Annotated in this window: 16 protein-coding genes; 11 read left to right on the top strand and 5 right to left on the bottom strand. The window is 72.3% G+C overall.

What is annotated here, in order from left to right:
• Positions 1–312: 312 nt before the first annotated feature.
• The gene (locus tag ACZ4Z3_RS00175) at positions 313–1,062 is read left to right on the top strand and encodes a hypothetical protein (protein WP_468498908.1); all 750 of its coding nucleotides are present in this window, start codon (positions 313–315) and stop codon (positions 1,060–1,062) included.
• Between the two features lie 54 nt (positions 1,063–1,116).
• Here the strand turns inward: ACZ4Z3_RS00175 and ACZ4Z3_RS00170 are convergent, their stop codons facing one another.
• The 4 genes from ACZ4Z3_RS00170 to ACZ4Z3_RS00155 form a co-directional block, all read right to left on the bottom strand.
• Entirely contained in the window at positions 1,117–1,884 is a 768-nt protein-coding gene (locus ACZ4Z3_RS00170; RefSeq protein ID WP_468498907.1) for an enoyl-CoA hydratase-related protein, read from the bottom strand.
• Positions 1,885–1,931: 47 nt separating this feature from the next.
• Positions 1,932–3,254 carry a ferredoxin reductase domain-containing protein gene (locus tag ACZ4Z3_RS00165; RefSeq protein ID WP_468498906.1) on the bottom strand — a complete coding sequence of 441 codons (1,323 nt, stop codon included), beginning with the start codon at positions 3,252–3,254 and terminating at the stop codon, positions 1,932–1,934.
• On the bottom strand, positions 3,251–4,861 hold the full coding sequence (locus tag ACZ4Z3_RS00160) for an amino acid adenylation domain-containing protein (protein ID WP_468498905.1): 1,611 nt from the start codon (positions 4,859–4,861) through the stop codon (positions 3,251–3,253). Before ACZ4Z3_RS00160 ends, ACZ4Z3_RS00165 begins: the two co-directional genes overlap by 4 nt.
• Positions 4,862–5,098: 237 nt before the next feature.
• Positions 5,099–6,418 carry an alpha/beta hydrolase family protein gene (locus ACZ4Z3_RS00155; RefSeq protein WP_468498904.1) on the bottom strand — a complete coding sequence of 440 codons (1,320 nt, stop codon included), beginning with the start codon at positions 6,416–6,418 and terminating at the stop codon, positions 5,099–5,101.
• A gap of 320 nt (positions 6,419–6,738) precedes the next feature.
• On the opposite strand from ACZ4Z3_RS00155, the gene ACZ4Z3_RS00150 reads away from it, so the two are divergent.
• From ACZ4Z3_RS00150 to ACZ4Z3_RS00105, 10 genes are all read left to right on the top strand, one after another.
• Positions 6,739–7,422 carry a TetR/AcrR family transcriptional regulator gene (locus ACZ4Z3_RS00150; RefSeq protein WP_468498903.1) on the top strand — a complete coding sequence of 228 codons (684 nt, stop codon included), beginning with the start codon at positions 6,739–6,741 and terminating at the stop codon, positions 7,420–7,422.
• Between the two features lie 253 nt (positions 7,423–7,675).
• Positions 7,676–9,256: an ABC transporter substrate-binding protein gene (locus tag ACZ4Z3_RS00145; RefSeq protein ID WP_468498902.1), complete on the top strand. Its 1,581-nt coding sequence runs from the start codon at positions 7,676–7,678 to the stop codon at positions 9,254–9,256.
• A 129-nt stretch (positions 9,257–9,385) separates the two neighbouring features.
• On the top strand, positions 9,386–10,813 hold the full coding sequence (locus ACZ4Z3_RS00140; RefSeq protein WP_468498901.1) for an amidase: 1,428 nt from the start codon (positions 9,386–9,388) through the stop codon (positions 10,811–10,813).
• Entirely contained in the window at positions 10,810–11,841 is a 1,032-nt protein-coding gene (locus tag ACZ4Z3_RS00135; protein WP_468498900.1) for an ABC transporter permease, read from the top strand. Before ACZ4Z3_RS00140 ends, ACZ4Z3_RS00135 begins: the two co-directional genes overlap by 4 nt.
• Positions 11,831–13,807, top strand: a complete 1,977-nt coding sequence (locus ACZ4Z3_RS00130; RefSeq protein ID WP_468498899.1) for a dipeptide/oligopeptide/nickel ABC transporter permease/ATP-binding protein — start codon at positions 11,831–11,833, stop codon at positions 13,805–13,807. The genes ACZ4Z3_RS00135 and ACZ4Z3_RS00130 overlap by 11 nt, the downstream gene beginning before the upstream one ends.
• Positions 13,807–14,631: an ABC transporter ATP-binding protein gene (locus ACZ4Z3_RS00125; RefSeq protein WP_468498898.1), complete on the top strand. Its 825-nt coding sequence runs from the start codon at positions 13,807–13,809 to the stop codon at positions 14,629–14,631. Before ACZ4Z3_RS00130 ends, ACZ4Z3_RS00125 begins: the two co-directional genes overlap by 1 nt.
• Before the next feature lie 210 nt (positions 14,632–14,841).
• Positions 14,842–15,282, top strand: a complete 441-nt coding sequence (locus ACZ4Z3_RS00120; RefSeq protein WP_468498897.1) for an Lrp/AsnC family transcriptional regulator — start codon at positions 14,842–14,844, stop codon at positions 15,280–15,282.
• A 67-nt stretch (positions 15,283–15,349) separates the two neighbouring features.
• Positions 15,350–18,319 (top strand): aminotransferase, encoded by a 2,970-nt coding sequence (locus tag ACZ4Z3_RS00115; RefSeq protein WP_468498896.1) that lies wholly within the window; start codon positions 15,350–15,352, stop codon positions 18,317–18,319.
• A 419-nt stretch (positions 18,320–18,738) separates the two neighbouring features.
• Complete coding sequence (locus tag ACZ4Z3_RS00110) at positions 18,739–20,874, top strand: xanthine dehydrogenase family protein molybdopterin-binding subunit (protein ID WP_468498895.1); 2,136 nt, start codon at positions 18,739–18,741, stop codon at positions 20,872–20,874.
• Between the two features lie 21 nt (positions 20,875–20,895).
• Positions 20,896–21,351 carry a (2Fe-2S)-binding protein gene (locus tag ACZ4Z3_RS00105; protein WP_468498894.1) on the top strand — a complete coding sequence of 152 codons (456 nt, stop codon included), beginning with the start codon at positions 20,896–20,898 and terminating at the stop codon, positions 21,349–21,351.
• A gap of 121 nt (positions 21,352–21,472) precedes the next feature.
• On the opposite strand, the gene ACZ4Z3_RS00100 is transcribed toward ACZ4Z3_RS00105, so the two are convergent.
• Positions 21,473–21,709, bottom strand: coding sequence for a hypothetical protein (locus tag ACZ4Z3_RS00100; RefSeq protein ID WP_355404581.1), 237 nt, complete (start codon positions 21,707–21,709; stop codon positions 21,473–21,475).
• Positions 21,710–21,740 lie beyond the last annotated feature (31 nt).

Here is a 21,740-nt window from a genome sequence, read left to right as displayed (position 1 = left end):
GGCAGGGCGGTGCCCGGCACGGCATGCGGGAGAGCACGGAAGACGGGGAGAGCAGGGCAGGCGGGGAGAGCACGGAAGGCAGGAAGAGCAGGGAGAGCGGGGAGAGCGCGGAAGGCGGAGCGGAGCAAGGCAGGAGGGCGCACCGGGGTGACCGGTGCCTCGGACCAGCCCGAGGACCTTCGAAAGGCCAGGTGACCGGCGCTTCCGAGTTCCGTAACTTTCTTACGGATCGGGAATCTAGGTGTACGCTGGCGCCCTGTCAACGCCCTGGTTCACACCGAATTAACGATCACGCAAAGGGAGGCGAAGGACATGACGGAGCCTGTCGCGAGACGCAGACTCCCTCGGCGCTCACCCGAAGAGACCCGGGCCCTCATGCTGGAAGCGGCCACCAAGCTCGTGTGCGCCGGCGCCTCCGACACGAGCGAGGAGGCTGTCTCCGCGGCCCTTGCTCACATCCGCGTCAAGCGGGTCACCGAGGAAGCCACCCGCATCATGCGGGAGCGGCTGGGCGACGACACGGCGCCGGCGATCACTACCGGCTCCATCTACCAGATCTGGCCCGCCCAGGCCGACTTCCAGGCGGATCTCCTCTTCCACCTCACCAGCCGGCAGGCCGAACTGGTCCCGGGGCTGCCGGAGAGCGTCCGCCGTTTCAAGGAGGCGATCGACAGCGGCACGACCTGGCAGGAGGCTCTCAACGACGTCCTGACGGACAACCACGAGAACCACCGTGTGGACCCGATCTACCGTGTACTGCTCGGCTTCTACGCCAGTGCCGCCAACCCGCGCGTCCGCGAAGCGCTGGGGCACTACGGGGAGTCGTTCACCGAGGTCGCCTGCGAGGCGTACCAGGCGCTGCTGGACGCCTATGGGCTGCGCATGCGCGCGCCCTACACGGTCGAACACCTCGCCACCACCATCGCCGCCCTGCTCGACGGCTTCCACATGCGATGGATCGCCGGACACCCGAACCTGGAGGACCCGGAGGGAGAGGAGCGCTGGTCCCTCGCCACCCGCGCCGCCGTGACGGTGTTCGACCAGTTCACCGAACCGGCGTAGGCGGCGGGCCGGGATGCCGGCCCGCCGCCCCGCTCACCGGGTCGGGTCAGCCCGTCAGCGGCCCTTGAAGACGGGCGCCCTCTTCTCCTTGAACGCGCTCATGCCCTCCTTCTGGTCCTCTGTCGCGAACAGCGCGTGGAACACGCGGCGTTCGAAGAGGAGTCCGTCGCGCAGGCCGGTCTCCAGGGCGCGGTCGACCGACTCGCGGGCCGCCGTGACGGCCGGGCGGCCGTAGGAGGCGATGGTCGTGGCGGCTTCCGTGGCCTCGGTGAGGACGCGGTCGTCCGGGACCACCCGTGACACCAGTCCCGCCGCCTCCGCCTCGCGGGCGTTCATCGTGCGGCCCGTGAGGATCAGGTCCATGGCCTTGGCGCGGCCCACCAGGCGGGTGAGCCGCTGGGTGCCGCCGATGCCGGGGATCACGCCGAGCTTGATCTCCGGCTGGCCGAAGACCGCCGACTCGCCCGCGATGATCAGGTCGCACATCATCGCGAGTTCGCAGCCGCCGCCCAGCGCGTAGCCGTTGACCGCCGCGATCTTCGGCGTGCGTAACCCGGCGAACTCCTCCCAGCCCGCGAAGTAGTCCTCCGCGGCCATGTCCACGGCCGACTTCCCGGCCATCTCCTTGATGTCCGCTCCCGCCGCGAAGACCTTCTCCGAACCGGTGACCACGAGGCAGCCGACTTCCGGGTCGCGGTCCAACGGGCGGAGCACGTCGAGGAGTTCGGCCAGCAGTGCACTGCTGAGGGCGTTCAGGGCGTGCGGCCGGTGGAGCCGTACGGTGACGACGCGGTCATGACGTTCGATCTTGAGGGTGTTCATCGACTTCCCCTCTCCGTTTCCCTTGATCCTGACGGCCCGTCATTTCGTCACGAGTCCCAGATCGCGCCGTACGCCGGTATCCCGCGCCGCTCCAGGCCGTGGACGACCTGCCAGGTCAGCTTCTTGTTGGAGATGCAGATGACGGCTTCGGCGCCGAAGTCGCGGTACGCGGTGTACGCGAGCCGCACCATGTCCGGTTTGCCGTGCCGCGAGGTGTCCCAGACCAGCGCGTTCGGCTGGACGGCGAGGATCTCGTCGACCAGGTCGTCCCCGTAGGTCCTGCGGGGATCGCGGGTCGCCCACACGAGCCGTGAGGGCACCTCGGCGGCCAGCAGATGCGGCAGGCAGGGGCCGATACCGCTCCCGGTGGCCACGTAGACCACCTTGCTGAACAGCGTCTCGATATTGGCGACCCCGGCCGTGGTGATGCCCTTGACCCAGACCTTCGAGGGCGCGTCGTCGATGAACGAGCCCGTCCAGTCGCCCGCACGGGAGATGGTCAGCCGGAAGCCGGGTTCACCGGGTGAGGGCACGTTGGCGAAGGAGTGCCACTCGGTGAGCGGACTGCGGCTGATGGCGGTGGAGGACCCCGCGAAGGGGGTCACGCCATGGTCGAATCGGGCCAGCGCGACGTGCGCGGAGGGCCTTTCGATCCGTACGTCCACCTTGCGCAGCCGCAGCCAGGGCAGGGCGACGCTGAAGGTGACCACGGCCAGCACCCCGAGGGCGACCGGCCCCTGCCCGCCCAGCAGCGTATGCGTCCAGAACAGTGCGAGGGCGCTCCAGCCGCCGAAGCGGTGGATCTTCTCGAAGTGGTCGTGGAAGCGGGAGCGGAAGGGCGGCACGGCGGTGGCGACGATGACGGCGAGCAGGGCGACCAGTGCCCAACCCACCGTGACGAGCGGCCGGTCGGTGCCGTCGGCGGTCGACGCGACCGTCCCGGTGAGGAACCACACCGCCCCGGCCAGTGCCCCGCCCACGTGCAGTCCACCGAAGTGGTACACCTTTCCGAGTGTCCACCGCGCCTTCAGCGGCCAGCTCGTCGGAGCGCAGGTCGCCAGCCGGAAGAAGAGGTTGATGACGTACTGCTGCCGTACGAGCACGGCGAGCGCGAGGTTGCCGAGGGCCGCGTAGCCCATGGTCTCGGCGTCCGGTGCCCAACTCGCCGTCGCCACTCCGACGTTGGCCAGTATCACCAGGGCTGCCAGGCGGTTGTAGTGCATCAGGAGGGGGTGCTTGAGGAGGCGGCGGGGCGCGGATGTGAGCGGGGGGAGTTCGGCGAGAGCGGCGGGGGGTGAGGGAGGTGCGGGAGGCGATGCCTGCCGCGTGCCTCCCGTCTCGGCGGACGTGGTCTCGATGGACGACGTCATCGGGCCGCCCCCTCTCGTGCCGGCGCCACCGGCAGCAGGGGTGCTCCCTCGCCGGGAACCGTCACCGCCCGCGCGGCCTCCTCCCGTTCCGCCGCCAGCCGCAGCAGTGCGCCCCGGTCGACCTTGCCCCGGTCCGTCTGCGGCAGCGCGGCCACCGGGAGGACCGTGGCCGGCACGCAGTAGTACGGCAGTGCGTCGGCCACCGCGCGCCGGGCCGTGTCCGGGTCGACGTCGGCCGGGCAGACGAAGGAGATCAGGCTGCGGGCGTCCCGCTTGAGGGTGACGGCGCGGGCGCAGCCAGCCACCGACTCCAGCACCGAGGAGACGGAGTCGAGTTCCACGCGGAACCCGCGGACCTTGACCTGGTCGTCGGTGCGGCCCAGATGTTCCAGTTCGCCGTCCGGTGTCCAGCGGCCGAGGTCGCGGGTGCGGAACATGCGGCGTCCGCCGCCGAGGAAGGGGTCGGGGGCGTACCGCTGGGCGTTCAGCGCCTCGTTGTTCAGGTAGCCCGCCGAGACGCAGTCGCCTCCGGCCCACATCTCGCCGACCTCCCCGATGGGCAGCGCACGCCGGTGCTCGTCGAGGACGTACACCGTGTTGTTGGGGGTGGGGCGGCCGATCGTGAGCAGGGCGTCGTCCACACGGTGGCGGCGCATCGTGTTGACGATCGTCGTCTCCGTGGGCCCGCAGGAGTTGTGGAAGGCGGACCGCCGGGCCCAGGCGTCCGCGAGCGGCCGAGGGCACGGCTCGCCCGCGACGGCCACCGTCCGCACACGGGGGCAGTCCGCCGGGTCGATGCCGGACAGCACCGTCGGCGTCGCGATCAGCACGTCCGCCGTACGGGCCGCGGCGGCGACGTCCTTGCCGCGGACGACGAGCGTGCCGCCGTGGGCGAGACAGCCGAGGATCTCCCAGGCGGCCATGTCGAAGGCGATGTTGAGGAGTTGAGCGACCCGGTCACCGGGGCGGATGCCCAGGTCGCCGGGGGCGGTGAGGAGGATGTTCGCGACGTTGCGGTGGGTGACCTTCACGCCGTTGGGCTTGCCGGTCGTGCCGGAGGTGAACAGGACGTAGCACCCGTCGTCCGGGCGTACGGGCCGTTCGAGGCGGACCGGGCCTTCCGTGGAGAGATCGGTGAGATCGTCGTCGTCGAGGGTGATCAGGCGCTGTCCCGCCTCAGCCGGAGGCACCCGCAGCGTGTGCTCCGACTGAGTGAGGACGACCCGGATCCCGGCGGTGCGGATGACGTGCCGCAGCTGGGCGGCGGGGGTGAGTCCGATGTCCTGCGGGACGTACGCGGCGCCGGCCTTCAGTATGCCGAGCAGTCCGACGAGCATCGGGAGGGAGCGGCGTACGAAGAGGCCGACGTGGTCGCCGGGCCGTACGCCCTCCCGTACGAGTTCGGCCGCGAGCCGGTCGGCACGGCGGTTCAGCTCGCCGTACGTGATCGTCGTGCCCTGGTGCTCGGCGGCGACCGCGTGCGGCGCGGCGGTGGCCCGCCGTTCGACGGCCTGGTGGACGAGGGGGTCGGGGACGAGGACTTCAGGGCCTTGGCCGAACTGCCGGAACAGGGCCCTGTCTCGGGGGGACAGATGGCTCAGGGGCATGCCTCACAGACCTCCTGGCTGTGTGGGGAGAAGATGCCTCGGGCTACTGAACGCTGACGTGCCTCGATCATGTGGAAACGTCGAGCATCGTGCGGAGGTGCAGAGCGGCAACACCGAAGTGCGGTGGCGGCTCCAATAGTTTCAACGTTCAACGTGGTCTGCGTCAGTGACAAAACAAGTCACATGGCTGGACTCACGGCACAGGGACAGCTTCCGTACGGACAGACGACAGGAGCCTCACATAGCGCGCGTACAACGGCTCGGCGTGGCCGGGGAGCAGAATCCCACTTCGCGGTACTGGGGTGAGGGCCGGTCGAGCAGGGGCTGGGGCCTGTGGTGGAGGTGCAGGTCGAAGAACGCGCCCGTGTAGCGGCGGGTGATCTGTGAGGTGCGGGCGGCGGGCAGGGTGGCGCCGAAGTCGAGGCCGAGTTGTTCCGCGAGGAGGCCGACGTCGGTGAAGGAGGCGTGCTGGGCTCCGGCGACCACGAGCCACCGCTTCCACCCGGTCAGGTTCCTCCAGTCGCGCTCCCACGTGCCGGCCTCCCCTCCACCTCCCGGGGTGTACATGGACTGCCTGCCCAGGAACAGGAACGGCCGCGCCAGACCGCTGTCGGGGATCGGAACGTCGGTGGTGCCGTCGATGTCGATCCCGGCGCGGATCCGGGGGTCGGCGCGCATGGCGACGCTGGTGCTCGCGCCTCCGACGGAGTGGCCGGCCATCGCGATCCGGTGCGGGTCGATCAGCCGGGCGCCCTTCCACGCAGGCCGGGGTCTGGTCAGTTCGTCGAGCACGAAGGAGACGTCGGCTGCCCGGCCCGTCTCCAACTTCTCCCAGAACGTCCGGTCGTGGTCGACCTCGCAGGCGGCGCAGGTGGCGACCCGCCCGTCGGGGAAGGTGGTGGCGACGTTCTCGTAGGTGTGGTCGATTCCGGCCACCACGTAGCCGCGGCTCGCCAGGTCCTCGGCCAGCGAGGTGAGCGTGGCGCGGGGTGTGGTGAAGCCGGGCGAGAGCACGATCAGGGGCAGACCGTGCCGGCGTCCGGCCGGTTCGGCGTCGTCGATCGCGTGGGTGCGGGTCGTGCTCAACACGTCGGGCGGCACCGTGGTGATGCCGCCGTCCGCGAGGAGCAGTTCCGACTCCTTCGGCGTCATGTACGGGGCCCGTCGCCCGCCCGCGCCCGAGGGGCGCGCCGGGTACCAGACCGAGACCATGAGTTCCCTCGCGTCCACGGAGGGGACCCACGGGTCGGGGCGGGAGGCGTCCTTCAGATGCAGGGCGGCTCTGCCGATCGGGTGCGGGCCGGTGGGTCGGGGCAGCCGCGGCGCGTCGCTGGATACGGCGGGGGATGCGGGGGGCGCGGCCGTGGCGGCCGTGGACATGGATGTGGCCGTGTGCGTGGCGGAGGCGGGCACGCTCGTGCCCATGACGAGGAGCCCGGCGAGGGCGGCGAGGCCGCGGCGCAGCATGCGGTTGCGGGGTGCCGACGGCAGGCCGCCCGGCGTTCCGGTCCCGTCGTCGCGGGTCACCGCGGGCGGTGCGGTCAGTGACGTGTTCATGGTCGTCTTCCCCTGGGTCGCCGATTCCGGTCCCTTGGACGCTAGGCGGGGAGCGGGTCCGGGCACGTCGGCCGCCGGGGCCGTTTCCGGTACCGCGAGGGGAGGAGGCCCGTACGGTGTCATCCTCGCGAAGTAAGCGATCGGTGTATGTCGCCGAAGGCGGCACCGTCCCGTCGGCCGTCGACGCGCTGCCCGATCAGGGCGCGCGGTCCAGGGTGACCCGCTCGAAAGGGGTCGCATAGGCTGGGGCCGGTTTCGCCGGTGAAGAGGCGCAGGCCGCGGTGGCGTGAGTCCGCCGTCCGTCCTAGGGAGGCGTTCGAGTGGCAGCGGTTGGGGGCCGGTCGACGAAGCGACTCCAGCGGGGGACTCTCTCCCAGGGGCTCATCGTGGCGACCGCGCTGCGGATCCTCGACGAGGACGGGCCGGACGCGCTGACCTTCCAGCGGCTCGGCAAGGAACTGTCCTCCTCCGCGACCGCGGTCTACCGGCACTTCGCGAGTCGCGACCACATCATGGTCGCCGTGGCGGAGGAGATCGACAGGCTCTGTCTGGAGGGGTACGAGCCCCACGAGTCATGGACCGAGTCGCTGCGGGACCTGGCGATCCGTGCCTGGAACACCGCCATGGAGCACCCGGCGGCCGCCGCGCTCTGCATGGGGCGGGTCACCCGCGGCCTTCACGAGCTGCGTGCCGTCGACGCCGTCCTGGAGGCGTTCCACCGCGGCGGCTGGCGTGGCCGGGCGGCCGTCCTGCACTACCAGGCGTTCTCGAACTTCGCCCTCTCCATGGCGAGCAACAACGCCTGGCGGCTCGTCAACCAGCGGTTCGGCGCCGAGGTCAACTGGGTGCAGGAGTACCAGCCGGCCGACCCCGCCGCGTACCCCTACGCCGAGGCGGCCAAGGAACACCTGCGCAGCCTCGACATGACGGACGTCTTCCACCGGCAGATGGACATCCTCCTCACCGCCCTCGAGGCGGAGGCGGCGACGCTCCCGCGCGACTGACACGCGCCACCCGCAGGACTTCACCGCAAACCGACCGGCAGGGGTCCGCCACTCCGTGGCCAAAGATAGTTAACGCTATTGACTACGCCGTTAACTACGCGGCATCCTCTCCCCACCGAGAGCTCCACGGACTGCTCCCACGCAGCGTCCGCCGAGCGCCACGCGCACCGCCTCCGCCCCGAACTTGCTCGCGCTCGTCCCGCCGATCCCGTGCGACCCGCGCAGAGCGCGACACCCCTCCCCAGGAGCACCCATGCGCCACACCCGTACCCGCGCGGTCCCCGTGACCGCGGCCGTAGCCATGACGGCCGTCCTCGCCGGCTGCACCACCACAGGCGCGACGTCCGGAGACCCGGCCGGCGGCGACGCCGCCGGCGCGACGAAGATCCGGACGACGATCGACGTGCCGGCCAGCTTCGACCCGGTCAAGGCGCTGTCCCTGCCCGACTACGTGCTGGCCCGGAACAGTTACGACACCCTGGTGCGCAAGGACGACGGCGGGCTCGTCGGCGGTCTGGCCACCGACTGGAAGGCCACGCCGACCTCGGCGACGTTCACCCTGCGCACCGACGCCACCTGCGCCGACGGGACGCCCATCACGCCCAAGATCGTCAAGGCCTCCCTCGACCGCTTCGCCGACCCCAGGACGGCGGCGCCCGACCTTCCCACGGTCTTCGGCCCCGGCAACAAGGTGAAGGTGACCGCGAACGACGCGGCGAACAAGGTGGAGATCGCGCTCGCCAGGCCGTGGGGCGACATGGTCACTGGCCTGTCGGTCGCGAGCACGGGCATCGTCTGCCCGGCGGGACTCAAGGACCTCAAGGCCCTCGCCGCCGGAAAGGCCAAGGGCTCGCAGTCCGGCCCGTACCTCCTTCAGAAGTCCCAGTCCGGCGTCTCGTACACCTACACGCTGCGCCCCGAGTACAAGGCGTGGCCGGCCTGGCGCACGAAGATCCCCGGCAAGGTCGCCACGACCATGGAGTACCTGGTCTCGCCCGACCCGACCGCGACCGGCAACCTCGTGACCAGCGGACAGCTCGACATCGGCAAGATCGACGCCTCGGGCATCCCGCGCTTCGACGGCGTGAACGGCCACAGCGTCAGCATCAGCCGGTTCTCCGACTTCTACCTGCTGTTCAACGAGCGCCCCGGCACCGTCTTCGCGGATGTCGCCACCCGCCGGGCCGTCGCCCAGGCCGTCGACCGCGTCGCCTTCACCAAGGTCGTCTCCAAGGACACGGGTGAGCCGTCGACGATGTTCGTGCAGAAGGCCATCCCCTGCAACGACCCCGACTCCTCGTCCCTCGTGCCGAAGGACAAGGCCGCGGCGGCGGCCGTGCTCAAGGGCAAGAAGATCCGCCTCGTCGGCCCCCAGGTCGTCGGGCCCGCCGGCGCCGGGAACCAGTACGTCCAGGAGGCGCTGCGGGCCGCGGGCGCGGACGTCACCCTCGCCAACGTCGACGTCGGCGCCTGGGTCGGCACCGTGTTCGGCAAGCCCGACGCCTGGGACCTCACGGTCTTCGCCGACCTCAACTTCCTCGGCACCCTCGCCAACCCGCTCGGCCACTTCGTCGGCCCGACCGTGCCCGAGGGCGGCGGCAACCTCGGCGCGGTGAAGAACCCCGCCCTGAACAAGGCCTTCGCCCAGGGCGCCGAAGCGACCAATGAAGGGGCCCGCTGCGCCGCCTACCAGAAGGCCGCCAAGGCCCTGATCTCGAACGTGGACGCGGTGCCGCTGGTCAACGACCCGTTCATCTACGCACTGCGCGAGGGCTTCAGCGCACGGATGCTCGGCGGCTCGCTCGACGACCCGATCCTGCGCATCACCGGCTGACCGACCGGCCCTCCGTTCTCCCGCGCATCACCGGCTGACCGACCGGCCCTCCGTTCTCCCGCGCATCACCGGCTGACCGACCGGCCCTCCGCACTCCCCTCGCACCGTTCCCGACACAGGAGCCCCCTGGTGATCGACCCTTACAGCACCGCCCAGCAGATCGCCGACCTCATCCGCACCAAGGAGGTCAGTCCGGTGGAGGTGGCCGAGACCTATCTCGACCGCATCGAGCGGATCAACCCCGCCGTCAACGCCGTCGTCTGGCTCGACGCCGACGCCGTCCGCGCGGCGGCCGTCCGGGCCGAGCGGGCGGTGCTGCGCGGCGAGCCGCTCGGCCCGCTGCACGGCGTCCCCGTCCCCATCAAGGACCTCAGCTCCGTCGCCGGACAGCCCAACACCATGTCCTCGCTGGCGATCCGGGACACCCCGCAGACGGTCACGGACCCCGACGTCCAACTCCTCCTCGACGCGGGCGCGATCCCCCTCGGCCGGACCAACTCGCCGGAGTTCGGCGCCCTGACCGTCTCCGAGAACGCCCGGCACGGCAAGACCCGCAACCCGTGGAACCCGGCGCACACCTCCGGCGGTTCGAGCGGCGGCGCGTCGGCGGCCGTCGCGGCCGGGCTCGCCCCGGTGGCGCACGCCGGTGACGGCGGCGGATCGATCCGGGTCCCGGCGTCCGTCACCGGCCTCATCGGCCTCAAGCCCAGCCGGGGCCGCGTGCCCGCGCTCGTCCGGGCCTGGGAACACTCGACGACCGAGGGCGCCATCACCCGCACCGTGGGCGACACGGCCCTCCTGCTCGACGTCATGGGCCGCTCCGACCGGCTCTCCTGGTACAGCGCGCCCGAACCGGTGCGCCCCTACCTCGACGAGGTCGGCGCCGACCCCGGGCGGCTGAGGATCGGCCTGCTCCTCGACGCGCCGACCGGGCTGCCCGTCGACGAGGAGTGCCGCACGGCGGCGCTGACGGCCGCGCAGGCCCTGCGCGACCTCGGGCACGACGTCGTCGAGGCCCGCCCGAAGATGTTCTCCTACGAGGCGATCATGGGCTTCACCTGGACGATCATCAGCGCCTCCACCTACGCCATCGACGTCGACGACCCCGACGCGGTGGACCCCTACATCCGGCGCCGCCGGGAGACCGCCCTGGAGGTCACCGCCGGCGACTACGCCCGGACGGCGGCACGCCTGCAGGCCGAGTCACGCGACGTGGTCGCCCAGTGGGGCCGGGACTTCGACGTCCTCCTCACCCCGACCACGGCGGTCGTGGCGCCGCCGGTCGGCCCCGTGTACGACGAGGCGAACTCCGACCCGGACGGTCCGCGGGCCACCGAGACCCGGATGGTCTCGTTCACCGCGTTCGTCAACATCGCCGGGCTGCCCGCCATCTCGCTGCCCGTCCACACGACCGCCGACGGCCTCCCCGTCGGTGCCCAGCTCATCGGCGCGCCCTTCGACGAGGCGACGCTGCTGCGGCTGTCCGCCCAGCTCGAACCGCGGTTCCGCTGGCACGAGCGGCGCCCGGACGACGCGGCGCTCGCGGGGGCGTTGTGAGTGCCGGGCCCGCGGTCCCGGCCGCGCCGCTGCCCGCCGCGGCCGTCCGACGCGCTTCCGGGCTGCGACTGGGCGGCGGATGGGCCGGGTTCGCCGTCCGCCGGGCCGGCGGGCTGCTGATGTCGATGCTCCTGCTCGTCGTCGTGACGTTCCTCATCGTGCCCCTGCTGCCGGGAGACCCGGCCCGCGCCATCGCCGGCACCAACTCGTCCCCGGCCACGCTCGCGGCGATACGCGAACGACTGGGCCTCGACGAGCCGATGACGACGCGGTTCCTCCACTACCTCGGCGACATCGCGTCCGGGCGCCTCGGCACCTCGTTCCGGTTCGACACCCCCGTCACGGACATCGTCTCGACCCGGCTGCCGTACACCGTCCAGCTCGTCATCCCGGCCGTGCTGCTCTCCCTGCTCATCGCCGTCCCGCTGGGCATGGCCGTCGGCGTCCTCACCCGCGACGGACGCCGCCGCCGGCTCGGCGTCGTCTTCGGCACCGTCGCCGGACTCCTCGCCTCGGCGCCGGTCTACGTCGTCGCGACCCTCCTCATCGTGCTGTTCTCGATCAGCCTCGGCCTGCTGCCGTCCGGTGGCGCCACCACACCGAGCGCGCTCGTCCTGCCGATCACCGCGCTGTGCGTCGGCCCGGCCTTCGCCATCGCCCGGGTCGTCCGGCAGGAGACGGCCTCCGTCCTCGCCCAGGACTACATGAGGACCGCCCGCGGCCACCGCCTCGGATCGGTGCGCCTCCATCTGCGCCACGCGCTGCCCAACCTGGTGACGAGCGTCCTCACCCTGAGCGGGCTCGTCCTCACGTCGCTGCTCGGCGGCACGATCATCCTGGAGAACGTCTTCACCTATCCGGGGCTCGGCACCGAGGTCGTCCAGGCGATCATCTACAAGGACTATCCGGTGATCCAGGGCATCATCCTCGTCGTCGGCATGCTCGCCCTGCTCGTCAACCTCCTCGTCGACGTGGTCCTCGGGATCGTCGACCCCCGCACTCTCGACGGAGGTCGGCGTGGCCACTGACACGACCGTGCGCCGCCGGCGCCGCAACCCGTCGCTGTCGGCCGGCGCCGTGATCCTCGGACTGCTCGTCGTCGTGGCCCTCGTGGCCCCGCCGCTGCTGAGCGGTTCCGCGGAGACCCTCACCGACGACGCCCGGCTGGGACCCGGAGCCGAACACCTCCTCGGCACCGACGCCTTCGGCCGTGACGTCCTCGCCCGGGCCCTCGTCGCGACCCGCCTCACCCTGCTCATGGCCGCCGCCGCCACCGCCGCCTCGTTCGTCGTCGGCGTCGCGATCGGCGCGCTCGTCCACCTGGCCCCCAGGTGGCTGCGCGAGACCTGTCTGCGGCTCATCGACTCGGCGGTGGCCTTCCCGTCGCTCGTGCTCGCCCTCGTCATCGCGGCGGTGCTCGGACCGGGCACGGGGTCCGCGATCGTCGCGATCGCCGTCGCCGGCGTCCCCGGGTTCGCCCGGCTGACGGCGAACCTCGCCGCGACCGTCGCGGACAAGGACTATGTGCTCACCGCGCGGCTGCTCGGCGTTCCCGGCCCGCGCATCCTGACCCGGCACGTCCTGCCGAACATCAGCGGGCCGCTGCTGGTGCTCCTCAGCTCCAGCTTCACCCTGTCCCTGCTCGACATCAGCAGCCTGTCCTTCGTCGGCCTCGGCGTGCAGAGCCCGCAGTACGACTGGGGCCGGCTGCTCAACGAGGCGCTGCCGTCGATCTTCGCCCAGCCGTCGGTCGTCCTCGCCCCGTCGATCATGCTCATCGTCACCGGTGTGGGCGCCATGCTCCTCGGGGACGGCGTGGCCTCGCTCGTCGACCCGCGCACCCGCGGCACGGCGCCCGCGGCGCCCCGGGCGGCGGACGCGGCGGGACCGGCCACCCCGGCGAAGGAGTCTCGCGCGCCCCAGGCGCCGGGCGGTGCGGGGGCCACGGCCGGCACGGAGCCGGACGGTCTGCTGACCGTCGACGGGCTGACCGTGCGGGCCGGTGACCGGACACTCGTCGACGACGTGTCGTTCACCATCGGGGCCGGCCGGATCGTCGGCCTCGTCGGGGAGTCCGGCTCGGGCAAGTCCACCATCGCCATGGCGGTCGCGGGCCTGCTCCCCGAGGGTGTCCGGGCGAACGCGTCGCGCCTCGCCCTCGGCGACCTCGACCTGCTGGGAACACCGCCGGGCCGGCGCCTCGCCACCGAGATCGGCATCGTCTACCAGGACCCGATCGGCACGTTCAACCCCGCGCTGCGGCTCGGCGCCCAGCTCACCGAGGTGGCCCGGACGCATCTGGGGACGTCCCGGCGTCAGGCCCGGCGGGACATGGCCCGCGCCCTCGCCGACATCCACGTCACCGAGCCCGAGCGGCGGCTGCGCCAGCACCCGCACGAGCTGAGCGGCGGCATGCTCCAGCGTGCCTCGATCGCCTCCGCGATGACGACGAACCCGCGGCTCCTCATCGCCGACGAACCGACGACGGCACTCGACGTCACCGTCCAGGCGGAGGTGCTGCGGCAGTTCCGCCGCATCAACCGTGAGCACGGCACGGCGATGCTGTTCATCTCGCACGACATCGGCGTGGTCGGCGTGCTCTGCGACACCGTCCTGGTGCTCCACGGCGGCCGGGTCGTCGACCGTACGACGGGCCGCGACCTGCGCCGGGGGACGGTCACCCACCCGTACACCCGCGCGCTGCTCGCCGCGACGCCCGCCGCGGTCGAGGCCGGCGCGACCCTCAGCGCGGTCCGGTGGACGGCCGACACGGCCCAGGCCCAGCCGGACGGGACGCCGTCCGACGGTACGCCGCTGGACGGGACGCCGTCCGACGATAAGCCGCTGGACGGGATGCAGCCGGACAGGGCGCCGCTGGACGGGAAGCAGCCGGACAGGGCGCCGCTGGACGGGATACCGGCGCACGGGACGCCGCCGGACGACCTTTCCGACACAGCCGCGGACCGCCCGCCGGCCGCGGAAGGGAGCCGCTGATGTCCGCCACAGCCACCGCACCGGACGCGGGGACGGCCGACCCGCTGCTGCGCGTCGAGGACCTCACCGTCGAGCTCGGCCACGGCGCCGCGGCCCGCAGGGTGCTCAAGGGGGTCTCGTTCGACATCCCCCGGGGCAGCACCCTCGCACTCGTGGGGGAGTCCGGGTCGGGCAAGACGACCCTCGCGCGGACACTCGTCGGTGTCCACAGGCCGTCGGGGGGCCGGATCCTCGTGGACGGCGCCCCGCTGCGCGCCGCCCGCGGACGGGAGGGAGCCGCGACGGTCCAGATGATCCCGCAGGACCCGTACTCGTCGTTCGACCCGCGGCGCACCGTCGCGCAGTCGCTCGCCGAGGCGCTCGATCCGATCCGCGCCAGGGTCGGACCGGTCCGGCCCCGGATCGCCGAACTGCTCGGCCAGGTGAGCCTCGACCCGGACAGCATGGACCGCTACCCGCACGAGTTCTCGGGCGGCCAGCGGCAGCGGCTGGCCATCGCGCGGGCCCTCGCGCCGGGTCCCCGATTCGTCATCGCCGACGAGATCACCTCGGCCCTCGACCTGACGACCCAGGCCGAGATCCTCAACCTGCTGGCGGATCTGCGCCGCAGACTCTCGCTGACGATGCTGTTCATCTCGCACGACCTGGCCGTCGTCCGGCATGTGAGCGACACGGTCGCGGTCCTGTTGCACGGGGACCTCGTGGAGTTCGGCCCCACCGCGGCCACCTTCGCCGAGCCGGACCACCCGTACACCGCCCGGCTCCTCGCGTCCGTCCCGGGCGACCCGAGGTTCCGCCTCGACGACGAGCCGGCCGCGGTCTGAACCGACCGTCTGAACCGACCGTCTGAACCGACCGTCTGAACCGACCGGACGCGGTCCCGCTCCCGGCCCGCCGACCCCTCCCCGTCGGCGGGCCGGACCTCTTTACTCGCTCGATTCTGTCGTCCACACGCTTGAATCACGCATGTGAATCCGGCATGGTGCTTGAAACGAGCATTGTGCTTGCCGGATTCGTACAGGGGAGAGGTCCGCATGGACGACATCGACCGGGCCATCCTGCGGGAGTTGCAGGTCGACGGCCGGATCCCGTACGCCGATCTGGGCCCCAAGGTGGGGCTGTCGCCCTCGGCCGCGAGGCTCCGGCTCCAACGGCTCATCGACGCCAAGGCGGTCCAGGTCGTCGGGGTGACCGACCCGATGACCATGGGCCAGCAGGCGATGGCACTGCTGGGCCTGCGCGTCGACGGCGATCCCCGCGCGGTCGCCGACGAACTGTCCCGGCACGACGAGGTCGTGTACACGGTCCTCACGTCCGGCGGCTTCGACCTGTTCGCCGAGGTGGTGTGCCCCGGGCCCCGTGACCTCCTGGACTTCATCAACGACGTCGTACGGCCCGTCGAGGGTGTCGCGGCCGTGGACAGCTTCCCCTACTTCGCGATCCACACCCACCGCTTCCTGTGGCACGTCGAGTGAAGGCTCCGCCGACCGAGGCACCCGAGCGTCCGAGCCCCGTCCCGCCCGCACCAACCGAGGACCCCGCATGCTGCCCGACGAGCACCGCACGATCGACTTCTTCGCCGAGGACGCCCTCCCCGTGCCCCGCCTGGCGCCGGCCGAGGCCGAGCACATCGCCGCCGCGCGCCTCGGCCTCACCGCCCGCGCGCGGGCGCTGGGGAGCCAGCAGGACGCCAACTTCCTGATGCACACCGGCGACGGGACGCCCCTGGCGATCCTGAAGATCGCCAATCCCGCGTTCGGCGCGGTGGAGGTCGACGCCGCCGACGCGGCCGCCGACCTGATCGCCTCGGCCTGCCCGGACCTGCGGATCGCCACGGTCCTGCGCCGCCCCGACGGCTCCCCGCGCCGCACGACGGTGCACACCGACAGCGGTCCGGCCGTCGCGCGCCTGCTGCGCCACCTGCCCGGCGGCACGCTCTCAGGGCCCCGGCACCTGTCTCCCGCCACCGTCGCCGGCATGGGCGCGCTCGCCGGGAAGGTCAGCACCGCCCTGCGCGACTTCCGGCACCCGGGCCTCGACCGCGTGCTGCAGTGGGACCCGCGGCACGCCGATCGCGTCGTCGCCAGGCTCGCCGGGCACATCGCGGAACCCGACCGGCGCACCGCCGTCCGGGCCGCGACCGAGGAGGCCTGGGCCCACGTCCAGAAGCTCGCCGACGCGCTGCCGTCACAGGCCGTGCACATGGACCTCACCGACGACAATCTGATCCGCCGTCCCGACAGCCGCCCGCCCCTGCCCGACGGGGTCATCGACTTCGGTGACGTGACCACGAGCTGGGCGGTCGGCGAACTCGCCGTGTCCCTGTCCTCGATGCTCCACCACGACGGCATCGAGCCCCACCATGTGCTGCCGGCCGTCCGGGCCTTCCACGCCGTCCGGCCGCTCTCCGCCGAGGAGGCCGACGCGGTGTGGCCGATCGTGGTGCTGCGCGCCGCCGTCCTGGTGGTCAGCGGACGGCACCAGGCCGTCGTCGACGAGAACAACGCCTACGCCAAGGACGCGCTCGACCATGAATGGCGCATCTTCGAACAGGCCACCAGCCTGCCCCTGCCGGTGATGAGCCGCCTCGTCAGGGACGCGGCCGGACTCGCCGACACACCCGCCCGGACCGCGCGCGCCGACACACCCGTACGCCCTCTCCTGCGGGACCTGGCCGCCGACGACATCACCCTCCTCGACCTGTCCACCGACGCCGATTCCATGGACCACGGGGCCTGGACGGACGCCGGCACCGAGGACCGGCTGACGACCGCCGCCCTCGCGGACGGAGCGGCCGCCGTCGCCATCCCGTACGCCCGTCCGCGCCTCACCCGGACACCGGCGCTGTCGGCGCAGTCCCCGGCGACGGTGCCCACCGGGATGGACCTCCGGCTCGGCCGGGACACCGTCGTACAGGCGCCCGCCGCGGGGACGGTCCGCACCGCTGCGCCGGGTCACGTCGAACTCACCTACGGCACACAGGTGCTGTCGCTGTCCTTCCCCCACGCGGACCGGCCCGTCGTCACCGCCGGTGCGACCGTGCGGGCGGGCGAGGACATCGCCCACCTCGGCCCCGGCACCCCGGTGCACATCGCGCTGCGCGACGCCGACGGCCCCGCCGCCCCGCGCCTGGTCCGCCCCGAGTACGCCGCCGGCTGGCTCGCGCTCACCGCCGACCCGGCCCCTCTCCTCGGCCTCCCGGCCGGCCCCGGCCGAACGGACGAGGGGGACCTGCTCGACCGGCGTGACGCCGTGTTCGCCACCGTGCAGGAGCACTACTACGCCAACCCTCCCCGTATCGAACGGGGCTGGCGCCACCATCTGCTGTCCACCGACGGCCGCTCGTACCTCGACATCGTCAACAACGTCACCCCGCTGGGCCACGCCCACCCCCGCGTCGAGCGGGCGGTGTCCCGGCAGGCGCGGCGGCTCAACACCAACTCGCGCTTCCACTACGCCTCCGTGGTGGAGTTCACCGAGCGCCTCGCCGCGCTCCTGCCCGACCCGCTGGACACGGTGTTCCTGGTCAACTCCGGCTCGGAAGCCGTGGATCTGGGCCTTCGGCTGGCGATCGGGGCCTCCGGACGGCACGACGTCGTCGCGTTGCGCGAGGCGTACCACGGCTGGACGTACGCCTCCGACGCGGTGTCCACCTCCCTCCAGGACAACCCGAACGCCCTGGCGAGCCGGCCGAGTTGGGTGCACACCGTGGACTCGCCGAACTCCTACCGCGGCCGCCACCGCGGGCCGGACGCCGTGCGCTACGCACCCGAGGCCGTGGCGCTGCTCGACGAACTGGCCGCCGCGGGCCGCCCGGCGGGTGCGTTCATCGGCGAGACCTTCTACGGCAACGCCGGGGGAGTCGCCCTTCCCGACGGCTATCTCGCCCAGGTGTACGCGGCGGTACGGCGCCACGGCGGTCTCGCCGTCGCCGACGAGGTCCAGGTCGGATACGGCCGCCTGGGGCACTGGTTCTGGGGCTTCGAGCAGCAGCGGGTCGTCCCCGACATCGTCTGCGTCGCCAAGGCCATGGGCAACGGGCACCCCCTCGGCGCCGTGATCACGTCCAAGGCGGTCGCGGACCGGTACCGCGACCAGGGCTACTTCTTCTCCTCCACCGGCGGCAGCCCCGTCTCCAGCGTCGTGGGCCTCACCGTCCTCGACACCCTGCGCGACGAGGACCTCCAGGGCAACGCCGTCCGGGTCGGCGGGCATCTGAAGAACCGGCTGGAGGCGCTGGCCGACCGCCACGACATCATCGGCGCCGTCCACGGCTCGGGCCTCTACCTCGGCCTCGAACTGGTCCGGGACCGTGAGCGTCTGGAACCCGCCACGGAGGAGACCGCCGAACTCTGCGACCGCATGCTCGACCTCGGCGTGATCGTCCAGCCCACCGGGGACCACCTCAACATCCTCAAGATCAAGCCACCGCTGTGCCTCGACACCACCGCGGCCGACTTCTTCGCCGACATGCTCGACGTGGCCCTCACCCAACTCGGCCACGCCCGCTGACCCCGAGCGGGGTGAGGACCCGGAGCGACGGTGACGGCGGCGGCGAGGGCGAGACAACGGCGACGGCAGGTACGTACGTGGAATACGTACTCCTACCGACGTGTCCCTGACAGCCGTACCGTTTCCTTGCGTGCATGACACGAACGCGCTCCGGGTCACGGTCGTCGTCGAGGCGGTGAGCCTTGTCGGCGGTGTGCTGGGGCTGCTCCAGGGCGGCGGCGTCTCGGTCCTCCCCGGCATCGTCTTCGCCCTCGCGCGGAGCCCCGCCACCGCCAACTGCCGTGTCAGTCACCACAGTTGCCCCCTGACTTCACCTTCCCCTCGCATGTCATTCCCTCCCGGTGATCGTCAGGCAACCCCGGAGGGCGTCGCGCCCTCCTACCTGTCGAAGCGCCGGGATATTCGCAGAGGAGCGTCCGATGGCTCGTCAGTTGTCGCGCCGCAGGTTCGTCGTGTACTCGCTCGCGGCGTCCACGCTGACCGTCGCCGCCCCGCTCGGCTGCGACGCGAAGACGGCGGAAGGCGCCGAGGCCGCCGAGGCCGCCGATTCCGCCCCCCGTCGGCCGTCCGACGTCCTGGCGACCGGTACCGACGAGGAGATGCTCGTCCTGGAGGTCACCAAGGCCAACAAGGTCGTGGTCCGGCTGCCGCGCGTCGAGGTCGGCCAGGGCGTCACGACCGCCGTCGCCATGATGATCGCCGAGGAACTCGACGCCCGGCTCGCCGATGTCGACATCCCCCTCGCCGACGCCCGCACCAAGGGCAACCAGTTCACCGGCGGTTCCAGCTCGGTGAGTTCGCTCTACGGCCCGGCCCGCGAGCTGGCCGCCCTGGCGCGCGCCAAGCTGGTGACCGCGGCGGCCAGACGCTGGAGGGTTCCCGCGCGGAGCTTGAAGACCCGCAACACGAAGGTGATCGCGCCGGACGGCCGCTCGGCCACCTTCGGGTCGCTGACCGCGAGCGCCGCCCGGATCACCCGGCCGGCCGTGTCGAGCAGACCCAAGCCGGCCTCCCGGCACCGGGTGATCGGGAAGGCGACGACCCGGATCGACGCCCGCGACATCGTCACCGGCAAGGCCGTGTACACCGGTGACCTGACGGTGGCCGGGGCGAAGCCGACCGTCGTGGCCCGGCCGCCGACCCTCGGCGGGAAGGCCGTCTCGGTCGACTCCCGGGCCGCGCGGGCGATGCCCGGCGTCCACGCGGTCGTCGAGATCGCCGGAGGGGTCGCCGTGGTCGCGGACTCCTTCCACCACGCCTTCAAGGCGCGGGACGCCTTGCGGATCACCTGGGCCCCGGGCCCGCTCGCGCCGCTCTCCGACACCGAGATCCGCTCACGGCTGCGGGCCGCCGTCCCCCGGCTCGGCACCCCGCCGCGCGGCTCCATCCAGACGGAGGCCGAGTTCGAGTTCGCCTTCGTCAGCCACGCCCCGATGGAGGTGCTGACCGCGGTGGCGGACGTCCGCGCCACCCGTGCCGAGATCTGGTTCTCCTCCCAGACGCCGATGTACGCGCGGGACAGCATCGCCTCGGCGGTCGGGCTGCCCGAGTCGAAGGTCAAGGTCCATGTCGTACGCGGTGGCGGCTCCTTCGGCCGGAGACTGAACCACGACGCCGCGATCGAGGCGGCCCTCATCTCGAAGGCGGCCCGCCGACCGGTCAAGCTGATGTGGAGCCGCGCCGACGACCTCCAGCACGGCAGGATGCGCCCGGCCAGCCACCACCGGATCCGTGCCAGCCACGCACGGGGCCGCGTGGTGGCGTTCACCCACGCGATGGCCTCGGTGACCGAGGCGTTCGAGGCGCAGGGGCCGTCCGCACAGGGCCGGGTGATCCCGGCCGCCGCCCGCGCCGCCGGCCCGCTGCCCAGCGACAGCGGGCTGTACAACTTCGGCCGCGTCTCCGGGGATTCGGGCTCGGTCGAACTGGCGATGCCCCTCGGTGCCTGGCGGTCGGTGGACTCCGGGACGATGCGCACCGCGGAGGAGATCGTCGTCGACGAGGTCGCGAGGAGCCTGGGCAAGGACCCGGTAGCCTTCCGGCGCACCACCCTCAGGAACAAGGCCGTCAAAGCCGTGCTCGACAAGGTCGCGGACGCCGGTGACTGGGGCCGGACCCTGCCGGACGGCCACGCGCAGGGCGTCGCCGTCCACGAGGAGTACGGCTCCCGCGTGGCGTGCCTCGTCGAGATCGACGCCGCCGACCCGAAGAAGCCCCGGGTCACCAAGGTGGTGATGGCGGCCGACGTCGGAACGGCCGTCAACCCGCGCGGACTCGAGGCGCAGCTCATGGGCGCGGCGATCGACGGCGTCTCCACCGTCCTGCGGGCCGGCCTGCACATCGACCGGGGCGCCGTCCGCGAGAGCAGCTACGCCGACTTCGCGTACGCCCGCCAGCGGCACGCCCCGCTGCGGTTCGAGGCCCACATCATGCCCTCGCGGCGGGAACCGGGCGGGGCGGGCGAACTCGGCGTTCCCGCCGCGGCCGGCGCTGTCGCCAACGCCTACGCGCGGGCGACCGGCACCCGGCCCCGTCGTTTCCCCCTCAACTTCTGACCCGACTCCGAGAAGGTGCCGATGCCCTCCTACTCCTTCGTCCTCAACGGGAAACCGGTCACCGTCGAGGCCCCGGCCGACATGCCGCTGCTGTGGGTCCTGCGGGACATGCTGGACGTCACCGGCCCCAAGTACGGCTGTGGCGTCGGCGTCTGCCGCGCCTGCACGAGCCACCTGGACGGCGCGGACATCCAGCCCTGTGTCGTCCCGGTCGCGGACTGCGCGGGCCGTGAGGTCACCACGATCGAGGGGCTGGCCGACGGTGAGGAGCTGCACCCGGTGCAGCAGGCATGGCTCGACCGCGACGTCGCGCAGTGCGGCTTCTGCCAGCCGGGTCAGATCATGGCCGCGGTGGCGCTGCTGAAGAAGACGTCCCACCCGACGGACGAGGACATCGACCGCATCGAGAACGTCTGCCGCTGCGGCACGTACTGCAGGATCCGCGAGGCGATCAAGAAGGCCGCGGCGCAGGGCTGACGGCTCACCCGGGCCGCCCCCGGACGCGAGTCACCCGGGCCGCCCCGGACACGAGCGGAGGCCCCCGCTCGCGAAGGTGTTTCCGCGGGTCACGGGCCGGGGCGAAGGCGATCACGGGGGCTCAGCCCTGGTCGCCGGAACTCTTCTCCAGCTCCTGCGCCGCCTCGACGAGGGCCCGCGCGCCCTCCAGGTCGTCGCCGAAGTCCACGGTCAGCGCGCAGTCGGCGCCCGGCTCCCAGAGCATGGCGACCTCGTGCTCCCTGCTCCGGACACCGCTGACGAGGGTCGCCACGTCCTGATCACTGATGTCGTGCAGCCCCAGTCTGACCGTGCAGTCGATCTCCTTGCTCAGCCGCATGGCGCCTCCAGATCGTCGACCCCTGCGGCCA

The organism is Streptomyces sp. NPDC030296 (assembly GCF_055572815.1).
The sequence above is the reverse complement of the archived record's forward strand: the minus strand, read 5'-3'. Positions and strand labels throughout refer to the sequence as shown.